We start from the raw sequence: 14,566 nt of genomic DNA on the forward strand, positions 1-14,566 counted from the left end.
CTATACTACATCGAACCAGCAAAGCCAAATAAACTCCTTACAACAAAAAGATCCAAAAATTGTATTATAAGAATAACAATAATTGGTGCGATATCAATACCACCAAATGTTGTTGGCATAATACTTCTAATCTTGACATAAACTGGCTCTGTAAGCCTATATAGCCCTTGGACTATTTTATTATAAGGATCAGGTCTTACCCAAGAAATAAGAGCCGATATTATGATAACCCACATATAACCCACCAAAACAATATGCAATATTGTTGCAATCGCAAATATAAAATTATTTACTAACAAATTATTTCCTTTATATCATTTTTTATAAACTTATAAAGTTCACTAAGTTCTGGCCCATGTTCAGCCCCAGTTAAAAGCAACCTAAGTGGCATGAAAAAATTTTTGCCTTTTAGAGATGTTGCTTTCATCAAAGCTGCTTTAAACTCATCAAAACTCTCTTTTACATCAAGATTTTGAATAGCATCTCTTAATAATTGAATTTCATTTTCATAATCGCATTTTATTTTTTTAGAAGAGTAAATTCGTGAGATTTTTTCTTTTATTTCGTTTATCAAGCTAGCTTCTTGCGTGTAAAAACGAATAAGATCTGCAAATTTAGCAGACATTTCAAAAAGTTCTGCAAGTCTTTCATCGCTTGCTCTTTTTATATGCTCTCTGTTTATTTGAGAAAGTTTATCTATGTCAAATTTGGCTGGGCTTCTAGATACTTTTGTGATATCAAACCATTCTACAGCTTCACTCATACTAAAAATTTCACATTGTGTTTTATTACCAAGCATAATAAGATAATTCGCGATAGCCTCAGGCATATATCCGGTTTCTAACAGCCATTTTACAGATGAGCTATTTTCTCTTTTACTCATTTTTGTGCCATGTTCATTTAAAATAATAGGCAGATGTGCATATCTAAATTTGCCAGTATAGCCTAAATTTTCTCGTATAAGCTCTTGCTTTGGGGTATTGCTTATGTGATCTTCTCCCCTTATGATAAAATCAACGCCCTCAAGCATGTCATCAACCGCACAAGCAAAGTTATAGGTTGGAGTTTTATCGGTTCTCATGATAACAAAACTATCGATATTTTCTGGCTCAAAAGATATCTCACCTTTTATTTCATCAACAAAACTCATAGTTTTACTTGGCTTTTTCATTCTGATAACTGAAGATTTTTCGCAGTTTAAAACCTCTGCGTCACTTAGTTTTTCACAAGTTCCATCATATCTATAAGCTATATTTTTTTCTTTTGCAAGTTCTTTTTTATTTGCTATCTCTTCATCAGAGCAAAAACATAAAAAAGCTTTTTTATCCATTAGAAGTTTTGCTGCTAGTTCTCTGTGAAATTTAAGATTTTTACTTTGATAGTAAAGTGCATCCCATTTTATGCCAAATTTAGTTAAAATATCTAAAATTTCAGCATCTTTTCCTTCTATATTTCTTTCCTTATCAGTATCTTCAATGCGAAGTATAAAGCCACTTTTATCTTGTAGCGAACAAATATAGTTAAATATAGCTGCACGCAAATTCCCAATATGCATATCACCTGTTGGTGATGGAGCAAAGCGATACATAATTATCCTTAATATCCATAATTTTCAGATAATTATACTAAAGGTAATCTAAATAAAAAAGAAATTTTAATTCAAACTTGTGTTTTAACGGAAATTTAAATATAAAAAAATAGCATAAATTTCCTTTAAAATTTATGCTAAGAGTATAATAAGAGTGGTAAAATTTATTTTTTAAGTTCTTTAATTCTAGCAGCTTTTCCACGAAGTTCGCGAAGATAAAATAACCTTGCTCTTCTAACGCGTCCTCTTCTTAGAACTTCTATAGACTCTATACTTTCGCTATATATTGGGAAAATTCTCTCAACGCCAATACCATTTGCTCCAATTTTGCGAATAACAAATGTTTCGTTTACAGACTCTCCTCTTCTAACTATACAAATGCCCTCAAAGTTTTGAACTCTACTTTTTTCACCCTCTTTGATGCGAATAGCAACTCTAAGTGTATCGCCTGCTCTAAACTCAGGCACACTTTTTTCAGCTTTTTGAGCTTTTTCAAAAGCTTCAATATATTTGTTTTTCATTTTATTCCTTTGTTTAGCGACTTGGATTTTATAAACAAATCTGGGCGATGGAACCTAGTTTTGCAAATCGCCATATTATCTTTCAAAGCTTTTATTTTACCATGATTTCCCTTTAAAAACTCTGAAATTATTTTTAAATTTTGAAAATTATCTGGCTTTGTAAAAGAGGGAGCCTCTAAAAGTGTATTTTCAAAACTCTCTTCTAAAAGCGAATCACAATTCCCTAAAACTCTATCTATGTTTCTGCTGATAGCATCACACATACAAAGTGCAGGAAGTTCTCCGCCAGTTAATATGAAATCTCCTATACAAAATATCTCATCTGCAAAAAGCTCGTAAACTCTCTCGTCAATACCTTCATATCTACCGCAAACAAAACACACATGCGACATATTTGAAAGTCTTTTAGCATCTTTTTGCGTAAACTGTTTTCCAACAGGGCTTACAAAAATGATTTTTGCATTTTTGTCTTGTTTTTTAAGATACATAAGTGCATCATAAAGTGGTTGAGCACTCATTAAAAGACCAGCACCGCCACCTATCATATACTCATCAACTTTTTTATATCTATTTGTACTAAAATCTCTAGGATTTAAAAAACTTATATCTAAAAGAGAATTTTCAACTGCTCTTTTTAAAATAGAATCACCAAAATACGGTTCTATTAAATTTCTAAAAAGAGTTACAAATGTAAATTTCATTATGAATTTTCAAGTATCCCGATACTATCTTTTGAAAATATTTTTTTATTTTTTATATCAACGCTTAATATATATCTATCATTATATGGCAAATAAAAGCTCTTTGGCAAATCTTTTTGAACAAGTTTCTGGGAAGTTTTTATAAGCAACATATGACTCAAAGGAAATTCTTCTATATCATCAACAATACCCAAAATCTCTTCGTTCTCTATAATCTCACAACCTATTACATCAAAATAAAAAAACTCATCTTTTTGTAATTTACAGTTTTTTACAGTATCTTCTTTTGTACTATATAAAACCTTATTTGTAAGCTGTTTTGCGCTATCTATGTCATCATATCCAATAAATTTTATCAAAAGCTTTATTTTATCAAAGCTTTCAACTTCAAATTTATTTAAACATTTATCGTAAAATATTGCACCTTTTTTAAATTGATTTATAAAATCACTTCTATTGTTTAATTTAAGATGTCCTTTTAAACCAATTGTTTTGCCAATGATAGCAACTTCCAATAATTCATTATTCAATAGCTTTTACCGTAACTCTATAGGAAAATGAATTTTTTGCCTTGCATCCTATGATAACTGCTTTTATAGCATTTATAATTCTGCCGTCTTTGCCTATTAGTTTTCCAGTATCAGCCTTGTTTGCAAATATTGTAAGCTCGCAAAAATTGCTTTCTTTTTGTTCTTCTTGTATATCAACTTGATCTGGGAATTCGGCTATTAATTTAGCGTACTGTAATAAAAAATTTTTTACCATATTTATTTGCTAGTAGTTATTCTAGCCACTCTATCACTTAATTTTGCACCAACACTTTTCCAATATGCTAGTCTTTCAGCATCAAATTTAACAACTTCTGGCTCAACCATTGGGTTATAATAACCAATGCTCTCTATCCAACCACTATCTCTTCTTTTTCTACTATCTGTAACTACTATACGATAAAAAGGTCTTTTTTTGCGACCAGCTCTTGTTAGTCTAACAACTGTTGCCATATTTTTACTCCTTAAAATTTATAAATAAAGCTTAGATATAGTCATAACCATAGCTAAACTTTATTATCAAAACTTTCCCATAATTATCTAGGAAAGTTTTGAGCTCCACCTAGCATACTTTCGAGTCCCCTCATACTAGTTTTGTTTGATAATTTTTTTGCTATCTTGGATGCATTACTAAATTGCTTTAAAAACTTATTTACATCCATCTGTGAAAGTCCTGCACCATTAGCAAGTCTTCTTTTTCTTGAATTATTTAAAAGCTCTGGATTTTCGCGCTCTTTTGGAGTCATTGACTGTATCATAGCTTTTATACGTTTTATTTCATCTGAACCTTCAAGATCTATATCTTTTAACTTTCCTGCAACATTTGAAAGACCTGGTATCATACCAATAAGATTTTTCATATTCCCAAGTTTTTTTACACTCTCAAGCTGTTCTATAAAATCATTAAAATTAAACTGACCTTTTTTTATCTTTTTGTTTAATCTTTTTGCCTCTTTTTCATCTATAATGGTACTTGTTTTTTCTACAAGTGTTGCTAAATCGCCTTCACCCATAATGCGACTTACAATTCTATCTGGTATAAAACTTTCTAGGTCTGCAACTTTTTCGCCAACACCAACAAATCTAAGAGGTATTTCAAGCTGTTTTGCGATACCTATCGCAACGCCACCTTTAGAATCAGAATCAAATTTACTTAAAACAACACCAGTTATATCTAATGCTTCATCAAATCCACTAGCCGATCTTACTGCATCTTGACCACTCATTGCATCAGCAACATAAAATACCTCATGTGGATTTATAGTAGATTTTACTTCTTTTAACTCTTTCATCAATTCTTCATCAATTGCTAATCGTCCTGCGGTGTCAACAAGAAGAACATCATATAATCCATCTTTTGCTTTTTTTGCAGCGCCTTTTGCAACATTTATAGGATTAGCTTCACCATCTATGCTAAATAAATCTATTTCATTTGCCATACAAAGTTGTTTTAATTGCTCTACTGCTGCAAGTCTTTGTAAGTCGCATGCCGCAACCAAAACTTTTTTCTTACGCAACTTTAGATAATTTGCTAATTTAACCGTAGTAGTTGTTTTGCCACTACCTTGAAGTCCAGCCATTAAAACAACTGTAGGTGGATTTGATGCATAAACAAAGCCTTGATTTCCAGGAGCCGTTAAAGTAGTAGTCAAATTATTTTTAATGCTATCTAAAAACTGCTTTTGACCAATACCTTTTTCTTTAAGATCTTTTTCTATATTAGTCAAAAGATCCTTTACAACTTTATGATAAACATCAGCCTTTAACAAAGCTTTCTTAAGAGTTTCCATTGCATTTTTAAGTGCTTTTTCATCATCAATGGTTTTAAGCTTATTAACTGCCGATCTAAAAGAATCACTTATTTGTTCAAACACTAATCCTATCCTCAAAAAATTTTATATATAAATAATAAAAGCTCTAATTATACTATATTTTTCTTAAACTAAAATTACTATATAACTGCATAATGTGCCCAAACACAGTTTGATAAATCATTAATTTTAGCAATAATGTCCTTACTAATATTTTGATCAACTAGTATGACAGCTAAAGCATAATCTTCCTCGCCTCTACCTAGTCTAAAATCTGCTATATTTATGTTTGCATCTTTTAGTATAGAAGCTACAGACATAATAACCCCCGGGACATCTTCATTTTTAAATACTATCATTTTACCTTTTGGCTTGAAGTCCGTTTTAAAGCCATTAATGCTTACTATTCTTTGTTCTGCATGAGAAAATACTGTTCCTGAAATTTCAGTAATTCCATTTTGAGTAACCAAAGAAACAGTTGCTCTGTTTTTATAATCTTTTTCATCAAGAGTTTCAACTGAAGTTTTTATCTCTTTTTCTTCTGCAACAAATTTAGCATTTACATAGTTAATGTGATCGCCTAAAATATTTTTTAATGCTCCAACTATAGCAAAAATAAGCATTGAGTTAGCATATTCGCCGATATCACCCTCTGTTTTAAGTTTAATCTCTCTTATAGATCCATTTGATATTTGAGCGCCAAAATAAGCCATTTTTGAAATAAGCTCCATATAAGGCACAACAAAATCAGGAATACTGTCTTTTTTAATAGGTAAATTTAATGCATTTGGATAACTTACGCCCCTTGCGGCGCTTATAGCTTGCTCTGCTGCAGCTATGGCTATCTTTTCTTGAGATTCATATGTATTTGCACCAAGATGTGGAGTAGCACTTACATTTTCAAATTCTAATAATGCGTGATCAGTTGCTGGCTCTTTATCAAGTACATCTATACCAAGATATGCTATTTTTCCACTTTTTAAACCCTTTTCTAGCATTTTCTCATTATAAAGACCACCTCTTGCGCAGTTAATGAGCCTAACACCATCTTTTAATTTTTCAAGCTCTTTATCTGATATAATATCAATTGTTTCATTTGTTTTTGGTGTGTGTATAGTTATAAAATCTGAATTTTTAAGAATATCGTCTAAATTTTCAGTATAAGCTCCACCCATACTTGTAACTTTAGCTGGATCTATATATGGATCATAAGCTATAATATTCATTCCAAAAGAAAGTGCTCTTTGTGCCACTCTTGAACCAATATTTCCAAAACCTATAACGCCAAGAGTTTTTCCAAAAAGCTCAATCCCGTACCATTTTTCACGTTTCCATGTTCTATTTATTTTAAGATCATTGCTTGAATTTATGAATTTTCTACTACAGTTTAAAAGATGACACATTGTCATTTCAACAGCTGCTATAGTATTTGCTGTGGGAACATTCATTATAATGATACCTTTTTTTGAAGCACCATCTATGTCTACATTATCGACACCTACGCCTGCTCTTACTATAGCTGTTAAATTTTTACCAGCATTTAAAAAAGTACTATCAACTTCTGTTGGACTTCTTGTTATTGCAATATCGGCATGTTCTATTACTTTTAAAAGTTCATCTTTTGCTATTTTTGTAGCATCTATTACTTGAATATCATCTTCTTTTTCTAAAAACTCAAAACCTTTTTGATGAATAGCATCACACACAACTACAGTTTTCATAACACAATTTCCTTTGTTTCAGAATTTATATCGTATGTTTTTAGATTAGATATAATGTTTTGTAGTAACTCTTTATCTCCAGTGTATAAATAGATTAAATTTTGCGTTTCATCTTTTAAAACACTAAATTCTACACCCAATCGTTTAAGAGTTTGAGAGACACAAAACATAGAATAAAAACTATTTTTATCTATGATAAGTTGAGTAATCTTACTTAGATTTTTTGGGTTACCAACTTTTATATAAACCTTATTTGTCGGAAGAGCATAATCACTGCTTTTTCTATTTGCGAATTCTTCAATCCAAGATAAAGGTTTTTTTTGCTCAGGCTGTAAAAATTTATTATTTGAATCAATAGTGGAGTTTGCATCTACAAATAAACTTGTATTTGCATATCTCCATAAATAAAAACCAAAAACTAATAACAAAATAGCTAAAAAAGAAATAATGCCAAATGTTAATAGTTTTTTTTTCATTAGAATCTATTATGATAGTTGATCTTTAATAATATCACCTAAATTAAAACTATCACTATCGTTTATCTCTTTTAGAACTTCTCTTTCCTTTTGTTTTGAAAGGCGTTTTATACTAAGTCTGACTCTATTTTTTTTCTCATCTATAAAAGCAATAGCTGATTCTATACTATCTCCCACTTTTAGACTTGAAACATCTAAACCAGAACCTATATCTTCATTTCTAATAAGAGCATCAACATCATCTTCTAAATTTACAAAAATACCAAAATCTTTAATATCTCTTATAGTTCCAGTAACTATATCTCCAACATTATGTTTTTTAGCATATTTGCAAACAGGACTACTTGTTAAATCTTTTAAAGAAAGGGATATTTTTTCATTATCTTTGTCTATTTTAATAATTTTAACCTCTAATTCTTCGCCTATTTTAAAAAGATCTTTACATTTTAAATTTCTATCCCAAGATGCATCTTCATTATGTAAAAGCCCTTCAAGTGCATCAATTTTTATAAAAGCACCAAAATTTGTTATCGTTGTTATAACACCTTTTACGATATCTCCTTCTTTAAATTTTGACATAAAATCATCAAATGGTTTAGAAAGCATATTTTTTAAAGAAACTCTAAGTCTTCTATCGTTTGCATCTATTTCAATAACTTCTACATCAATTTCTTGCCCTTCGCTAATAAAATCTTTTGGATTTTTTATATTTTTATCCCAAGAAATTTCGCTTATATGTAAAAATCCTTCTATATCGTTTCCAAGATCAACAAATGCCCCGTATGGCTCTATATTACTAACTAAAACTTTTATAGTATCACCAACATCTAGGCTATCTTTTATCTCATCCCAAGGATCAGGCATAGCAGCTTTTATAGATAACGAAAGATGATGTTTCTCATTGTCATATTTTGTAACTTTTACTAAAACTTTATCGCCTTCTTTATATAATGTTTTAGGATTTACTGGACCTTTATAGCTAATTTCACTATAGTGCACAAGCCCATCAACTCCTCCAACATCTACAAACATCCCATAAGTTGTGATTTTTTTAACAGTTCCTTCAAGTACATTATCATTTTCCAAAATAGAGCCAATTATCTCTTTTTTCTTTTTCTTATCTTCTTCCATAATCTTGCGTCTTGAAATAACTATACTTTGATCTTCTGGATTTACTTTTATAACTTTTGCAGATAATGTCTTACCTATCACATTTACATCTTTAAATCCACTTTGAGATCTAGGTAGGAAAAACTCAACTCCATCTTTGTTTTGAGCAACAAAGCCACCTTTATTTTTAGATATAATTTTTACATCAACCATATTTTCAGCATTTTCATCATAGCTGTCTATAAATTCTTTTACTTTCTCTTTGCGAATAGCTTTCTTATGAGATACTATTGGTTTTCCATTTCTATACCCAGTTATTATTACTTTTATCTCATCGCCCTCTTTGACATCTAGCTCGTCTTTTTCATTTTTTAACTCACTAGCGTTTAAAATGCCTTCAGATTTCTTTCCAATGTTAAGAAAAATTTCATCGCCTTTTATAGCAACTACAACACCGCTACATACAGTATCGTTTGATTGTTTAAAAGATTCCTCTAACATAGTAGCAAAATCTAAATCATCGTCCTCAAAAATATCGTTTTGAACCTTATCGTTCACCTCAGCCATCGTCTTCCTTTGTTGTAATTTTTACATATTTTTAGAATATCCAAGATTATACTTAAAAATAGCTTATTTTCATATTAATTGTTTTTTGACTTAAATGTAAATTTAAAACTTTTCTAATACTTTTATAATACTTTGTATAATCCAATCAGGAGTACTAGCCCCAGCACTAACTCCGCACAAATTCTTATTTCTAAACCATTTTTCATCAAGTTCAGACTCATTTTCTATAAGATAGCTATCTTCACAAAACTGTTTAGAAATTATAAAAAGTTGTTTTGTATTTGATGAATTTTTACCGCCTATTATAATCATAATATCAGATTTTTTGGCAAGTTCTTCAACAGCTTTTTGATTATCAAGCGTTGCATTACAAATTGTATTAAATACTCTGGTTTCTTTTGATTTTTCCATAACGGCAGCGACAATTTTCTTAAAATTTTCTATCTTTTTTGTAGTTTGAGAAATTATTGCAACTTTATTATGAAGGGAAAGTTTTGATATTTCATCTATATTCAATATAACATATACATTGCCTTTTGCATAAGATTTAACACCTTTTACTTCTGGATGATTTTCATCTCCAAAAATAACTATATCATACCCTTCATCGCTCATTTTTTCTACAATTTTTTGAGGCTTTGTTACATAGGGACAAGTTGCATCAATAAGCTCTAGATTTCTTCGCCTTAAAATATCTAAATTATCTTTTGTTATGCCGTGAGTTCTTATAATTACCTTTTTTTCATCACTTAATTGATTAATGTTATCAAGTGTTTTTACTCCAAACTTGTCTTTTAATCTATTTATTTCTTCATTATTGTGTATAAGTTCTCCAATTGTTGAAGAATTAGGAGAATTTTCAGCTAATTGTATAGCTCTTTTTACGCCAAAACAAAATCCACAACTCTTAGCAAGTTCAATCTTCAACTCTAACTCCAATATCTCTTAAAATTTGAGAAAATGATGGAAAAGATGTATTTATGCATTCGCTATTTTCTATAATCATTCCGCATTTTAGACCCAAAATAGCAAAGCTCATGGCGATTCTATGATCACCGCTTGGTTCAATTATAGCAGCGTTTGGATTTCCACCAACTATCTCAAAACCATCATCAAGTTCTTTTGCCTCAATTCCGCAAGTTTTAAGACCCTCAACCATTACAGCGATTCTATCACACTCTTTTACTCTAAGCTCAGCTGCATTTCTTAAAACGCTTTTTCCGTTTGCACAAGCAAAAGCTATTGCAAGTGCAGGTGCTTCATCTATAAGCCAAGATGTGTTTTTATTTACGGTTATTGCATTTAGAGTAGAGTATTTTACCTCTATATCGCCTATTTGGTCATATGAGTTTTCTTTTTCTATAAAGTTTACAATAGCCCCCATGCTTTTTAAAACCTCATAAGCACTTGTTCTTGTTTTATTTAAGATTACATTTTTTAAAATTATATGCGATTTTGGGATAATAGCGGCTAAAAGTGCAAAATAAAAAGCAGAACTTGGATCATTTGCTACATTTATATTTAATGGTTTTAACGGCTTTAAAAGTGGTTTAACGCTTATATTTAGATTATGTGAGCTAATGTCTGCACCCATTAATGCGAGCATCTTTTCACTATGATCTCTACTTAACTCTGGCTCACTTAACTCACAACCGTTTGAATTAAGACCAGCTAAAATAAGAGCTGTTTTTACTTGCGCTGAGGCTATCTTACTATTAAATTTAAAAAAATCTAGTTTCGTTCCTTTTATGCAAAGTGGAGCTAAATTTCCGCCTTCTCTACCATAAATTTGCGCTCCTACTTTGCTAAGTGGTGCACTAACTCTTTTCATGGGTCTTGAATTTAGATATTTATCACCACTTAAAACAAAAAAACCATCTATACTAGCTAAAAATCCCATCAAAATTCTCATCGTAGTTCCAGAGTTTCCACACTCCAAAATACAGTTTGGTTCGACAATCTCTTTAGGCGGTGTTATTTTTATTTCATCATCACTTATCTCAACTTTGGCACCCAGTTTTTCTACAATCTTAAGTGTATTTAGTGTATCTTCCGCCTTTAAATAATTTTTTATAGTGCTTGTTTGATCACTTAAAAGCGTAAATATAGCGCATCTATGAGATATTGATTTATCTGGAGAAATCTGATCAATGCTAGCTTTTATTGGTTCAAGTGATGCTATAATCTTCATCTTATTTCTAAGCCTAGTTTTTCTTTTAAAACATCTAAAATCTTTTGCATTCTACTAGCTATTTCATCATCTTTTAATGTATTTTCCATATTTTGGAAGATAAATTTAATACTTAAACTAAAGCTATCTTTTAGTGTTTCATCTTTGTATATATCAATAGGCATAAAATCTTTTAAATCTTCTACATTTATAGAGTTTATACAGTTTTTTATATCTTTATAATGCATAGAATTAGACACAACCAAGCTTAAATCTCTACTTATGCTTGGCATTTTTGAGTACTCTTTTGCTATTATTTTCTCAAACTTAAGTTTGTAAAACTCTATTTCACAAATATATGTTTTTGGCAAATCCATTTTTTGCTCTACAGCCAAATTTAATCTACCTATATAACCTATACAGACACCATTTTGATAAATTTTGCCTTGTTCAAATTTATTTAAAAAAGCCAAATCACTACTAACTTCTATATGCATTTTTCCAATACAGTTTTGAATCCTGTTTGCAAATTCCATAAAATCTATATCTTTCCCTTTTGGGCCGTTTAACAAACCAGGCTCATTCCTTAATCCAGAAACTAAAAACGCTAAATTTAAGCTCTGTTTAGCATTTTCATCAAAAACTTCACCTATCTCAAAAAGTCTAATTGATTTTTTAGAGTTTTTTATATTTCTTGAGGATGAATTTAAAAGATGATTAATAAGAGTTGGTCTTAACATATTTAATTCATTATTTATTGGATTTGCTAATTTTAATTTACACTCTTTAAAGCCTAAATTTATAAGCTCTTCTTTATTGTCAAAAACATAATGCATGCATTCAAAAAATCCATTTGATACTGCCCTATCTTTAATAATTTTTGTATTTTGATAGTTATAAAAAACAGCATTTAGTCTATTTTTCTCTCTAAATTCCAAGGGTTTAGATTTTATATTATCAACACCTATGATTCTTACTATCTCTTCACAAATATCATGAGAATTGTCTATATCATGTCTAAAAATAGGAATTTTTACATTTAAAAATTTTTGTTCCGCACTAGATGTTACTTCAAAACCAAGCCTTTTTAAAATTTTCAAAGCCTCATTTTTTTCTAGTTGTATGCCAATCATGCTATTTTGATCAGCTATATTTATGTTTACCATTTTTTGAGGAATTTCATTATTTACATGTTGCGAACCAGCATATATAGAAATACCATCAAAGTTACTAAAAAATTTAAAAAGATAACTAAATCCAAAATCTAAATCAGGCTCACTACCTCTACTTGATCTATAAAGATGCTCGTCTTTTCTGAGATTTTTATTTTCATAAGTGATTTTTGATATTAACGTTGGATCTGTATAGTTTGCCTCTAGAATAATGGTTTTACTATGTTTATCAGTAAGTCCAGCTTCAGTTTGATAAATTCCAGCTTTGCTAAGCCTAGTATCATCAATCTTTACAACACTAGCACCAGTAATACTATCTTTTGCAATATCTAAAGTAATTTTTTCATTACCATTTGCGATTTTATCAAAATCATATGCCCTAAATAAAACACCAGTTGTGTGTGTAGCATAAGATATGATTTTTTGAACCATATCATCTTTTTTAACATCAATATAAGCTAATCTTATTTTTAAAATTAATTTTTCTTCAAGTTCACTATTTAATTTTATGGCTTTATACTGAAAATTTGAAATTGGTTTTTCATCAGTTTTGATGCTTAAAATTCTACCAATTCCCAGCAAATTTTCACCATCTTCATAAAGGTCAATTTCTTTTAGTGGTATGTCTAGTGCAGCAGATAAATCTCTAGCAACTCCGTAAATACTTAAACAATCCCCTCTATTTGCGGTTAAATCTATCTCTATAATATCATCATTTATAAGAGGATAATTACTTAACTCATTTCCAAGTTTTAGCTCTCCAATACTTGCATCTAGAGGCATTATACCATCATTTATTTTTGGCATGCCAAGCTCTGTTGATGAGCATATCATGCCACTACTAGCAACACCTCTTAATTTTGCATTTTTTATCTCCATACCATTTGGCATAATTGCGCCCACCATCGCAACTGGCACAAACTGACCTGGCTCAACATTGCCTGCACCACAAACTATAGTTAAAATTTCACTTCCAACATCAACCTCGCAAACATTTAAATGATCTGAATTTTCATGTTTTGAACGACTTTTTACATATCCTACGACTATTTTTGATGGAATTCTAACTTCTTTAAAACTATCAACTTCTAGACCTATAGAGTTTAAAGTTTTTAATAGCAACTCATTGCTAACTTCGCTTAAATCTATCCACTCATTTAACCAATTTCTAGTTACTACCATCTAAACTGCTCCAAAAGTCTTAAATCTCCCTCAAACATACTTCTTAAGTCTGGCACTTGGTGTAAAAGCATGGCAAACCTCTCGACCCCAAGACCAAATGCATATCCACTCACATCCTTATATCCAACAAACTCAAATACATTAGGATCAACTATCCCACTTCCCAAAACCTCTAGCCAACCACTATTTGAGCATACTCTACAACCTTTTCCGCCACAAAAAATACAACTTATATCAACTTCAGTTGAAGGCTCTGTAAAAGGAAAAAAGCTAGGGCGAAATCTAACCTTAACGTCACCAAACATATGTATTAAAAAATCCTCTAGCATATATTTTAAATTAGCAAAACTTACACCATTACCATTTTCAATAACTAGTCCTTCAACTTGATGAAACATAGGCGTATGAGTTAAATCTAAATCACGCCTAAAAACCGAACCTGGGGCTATCATTCTAATGGGCGGTTTTTGATTTTGCATAGTTCTTATTTGCACTGGACTAGTATGTGTCCTTAGTAAATTTGCATTCTCAAAATAAAATGTATCTTGCATATCTCTAGCTGGATGATATTTTGGTAAATTTAATGCTTCAAAGTTATGAAAATCATCTTCTACTAAAGGTCCTTCTTCAATAGAAAAGTTTTGAGATACAAAATAATCAATAATCTTATTCATAGTTATAGTTATAGGATGAAGCGCGCCACTACTTGAAGTTTCGTTAAAAAGTGTTATATCACAAGCTTCTTTCTTCATCTTTTTATTGAGCTCTTCCTGCTCAAACTCGAGCTTTTTTGTATTTAAAAGATCACTAAGCTTATCTCTTTGTGCATTTAAACTAGCTGCAAAATTCTTTTTTTCTTCTCCATCTAGCTCTTTTAATTTGGAAAATCCTTGAGTAATAATACCTTTTTTTCCAAAAAGATTAACTCTTATTTCATCAAGCTCACCAAGACTTTTGGTATTTTCTATGCTCTCTTCAATATCTTTCAAAACAGACCTT

15 protein-coding genes are annotated in these 14,566 nt (G+C 30.4%); all 15 read right to left on the minus strand.

What is annotated here, in order from left to right; genetic code table 11:
• Positions 1-5: 5 nt before the first annotated feature.
• Entirely contained in the window at positions 6-299 is a 294-nt protein-coding gene (locus tag ACZ5VL_RS01725; RefSeq protein ID WP_464199349.1) for a YggT family protein, read from the minus strand.
• The gene (gene gltX, locus ACZ5VL_RS01730; protein ID WP_464199350.1) at positions 293-1,588 is read right to left on the minus strand and encodes a glutamate--tRNA ligase; all 1,296 of its coding nucleotides are present in this window, start codon (positions 1,586-1,588) and stop codon (positions 293-295) included. The genes ACZ5VL_RS01725 and gltX overlap by 7 nt, the downstream gene beginning before the upstream one ends.
• Before the next feature lie 164 nt (positions 1,589-1,752).
• The gene (rplS, locus tag ACZ5VL_RS01735) at positions 1,753-2,109 is read right to left on the minus strand and encodes a 50S ribosomal protein L19 (protein ID WP_464199351.1); all 357 of its coding nucleotides are present in this window, start codon (positions 2,107-2,109) and stop codon (positions 1,753-1,755) included.
• Positions 2,106-2,810, minus strand: a complete 705-nt coding sequence (gene trmD, locus ACZ5VL_RS01740) for a tRNA (guanosine(37)-N1)-methyltransferase TrmD (RefSeq protein WP_464199352.1) — start codon at positions 2,808-2,810, stop codon at positions 2,106-2,108. Before trmD ends, rplS begins: the two co-directional genes overlap by 4 nt.
• Positions 2,810-3,340 (minus strand): ribosome maturation factor RimM, encoded by a 531-nt coding sequence (rimM, locus tag ACZ5VL_RS01745; protein ID WP_464199353.1) that lies wholly within the window; start codon positions 3,338-3,340, stop codon positions 2,810-2,812. The genes trmD and rimM overlap by 1 nt, the downstream gene beginning before the upstream one ends.
• Entirely contained in the window at positions 3,333-3,575 is a 243-nt protein-coding gene (locus ACZ5VL_RS01750; protein WP_464199354.1) for a KH domain-containing protein, read from the minus strand. The genes rimM and ACZ5VL_RS01750 overlap by 8 nt, the downstream gene beginning before the upstream one ends.
• A gap of 2 nt (positions 3,576-3,577) precedes the next feature.
• A complete protein-coding gene (gene rpsP, locus ACZ5VL_RS01755; RefSeq protein WP_464199355.1) occupies positions 3,578-3,811 on the minus strand; it encodes a 30S ribosomal protein S16 in 234 nt (77 codons plus the stop codon).
• 83 nt (positions 3,812-3,894) lie between these two features.
• A complete protein-coding gene (ffh, locus tag ACZ5VL_RS01760; RefSeq protein ID WP_464199357.1) occupies positions 3,895-5,232 on the minus strand; it encodes a signal recognition particle protein in 1,338 nt (445 codons plus the stop codon).
• A 77-nt stretch (positions 5,233-5,309) separates the two neighbouring features.
• Complete coding sequence (gene serA, locus ACZ5VL_RS01765; RefSeq protein ID WP_464199358.1) at positions 5,310-6,890, minus strand: phosphoglycerate dehydrogenase; 1,581 nt, start codon at positions 6,888-6,890, stop codon at positions 5,310-5,312.
• Positions 6,887-7,366, minus strand: coding sequence for a hypothetical protein (locus ACZ5VL_RS01770; protein WP_464199360.1), 480 nt, complete (start codon positions 7,364-7,366; stop codon positions 6,887-6,889). Before ACZ5VL_RS01770 ends, serA begins: the two co-directional genes overlap by 4 nt.
• Positions 7,367-7,375: 9 nt before the next feature.
• Positions 7,376-9,043 carry a 30S ribosomal protein S1 gene (locus ACZ5VL_RS01775; protein ID WP_464199362.1) on the minus strand — a complete coding sequence of 556 codons (1,668 nt, stop codon included), beginning with the start codon at positions 9,041-9,043 and terminating at the stop codon, positions 7,376-7,378.
• Between the two features lie 102 nt (positions 9,044-9,145).
• On the minus strand, positions 9,146-9,970 hold the full coding sequence (locus ACZ5VL_RS01780) for a 4-hydroxy-3-methylbut-2-enyl diphosphate reductase (protein ID WP_464199364.1): 825 nt from the start codon (positions 9,968-9,970) through the stop codon (positions 9,146-9,148).
• On the minus strand, positions 9,960-11,234 hold the full coding sequence (aroA, locus tag ACZ5VL_RS01785; protein ID WP_464199366.1) for a 3-phosphoshikimate 1-carboxyvinyltransferase: 1,275 nt from the start codon (positions 11,232-11,234) through the stop codon (positions 9,960-9,962). Before aroA ends, ACZ5VL_RS01780 begins: the two co-directional genes overlap by 11 nt.
• On the minus strand, positions 11,231-13,567 hold the full coding sequence (pheT, locus tag ACZ5VL_RS01790; protein ID WP_464199368.1) for a phenylalanine--tRNA ligase subunit beta: 2,337 nt from the start codon (positions 13,565-13,567) through the stop codon (positions 11,231-11,233). The genes aroA and pheT overlap by 4 nt, the downstream gene beginning before the upstream one ends.
• Positions 13,561-14,556, minus strand: a complete 996-nt coding sequence (pheS, locus tag ACZ5VL_RS01795) for a phenylalanine--tRNA ligase subunit alpha (RefSeq protein ID WP_464199370.1) — start codon at positions 14,554-14,556, stop codon at positions 13,561-13,563. Before pheS ends, pheT begins: the two co-directional genes overlap by 7 nt.
• Positions 14,557-14,566: the final 10 nt, after the last annotated feature.

This window comes from Campylobacter sp. GTC17093 (genome assembly GCF_055397635.1).

Coding starts and splice junctions, on each gene's coding strand:
- ACZ5VL_RS01775 (WP_464199362.1), bottom strand. CDS start 9,043: ATGGCTGAGGTGAACGATAAGGTTCAAAACGATATTTTTGAGGACGAT.
- gltX (WP_464199350.1), bottom strand. CDS start 1,588: ATGTATCGCTTTGCTCCATCACCAACAGGTGATATGCATATTGGGAAT.
- ACZ5VL_RS01770 (WP_464199360.1), bottom strand. CDS start 7,366: ATGAAAAAAAAACTATTAACATTTGGCATTATTTCTTTTTTAGCTATT.
- pheT (WP_464199368.1), bottom strand. CDS start 13,567: ATGGTAGTAACTAGAAATTGGTTAAATGAGTGGATAGATTTAAGCGAA.
- aroA (WP_464199366.1), bottom strand. CDS start 11,234: ATGAAGATTATAGCATCACTTGAACCAATAAAAGCTAGCATTGATCAG.
- ACZ5VL_RS01750 (WP_464199354.1), bottom strand. CDS start 3,575: ATGGTAAAAAATTTTTTATTACAGTACGCTAAATTAATAGCCGAATTC.
- rpsP (WP_464199355.1), bottom strand. CDS start 3,811: ATGGCAACAGTTGTTAGACTAACAAGAGCTGGTCGCAAAAAAAGACCT.
- serA (WP_464199358.1), bottom strand. CDS start 6,890: ATGAAAACTGTAGTTGTGTGTGATGCTATTCATCAAAAAGGTTTTGAG.
- rplS (WP_464199351.1), bottom strand. CDS start 2,109: ATGAAAAACAAATATATTGAAGCTTTTGAAAAAGCTCAAAAAGCTGAA.
- trmD (WP_464199352.1), bottom strand. CDS start 2,810: ATGAAATTTACATTTGTAACTCTTTTTAGAAATTTAATAGAACCGTAT.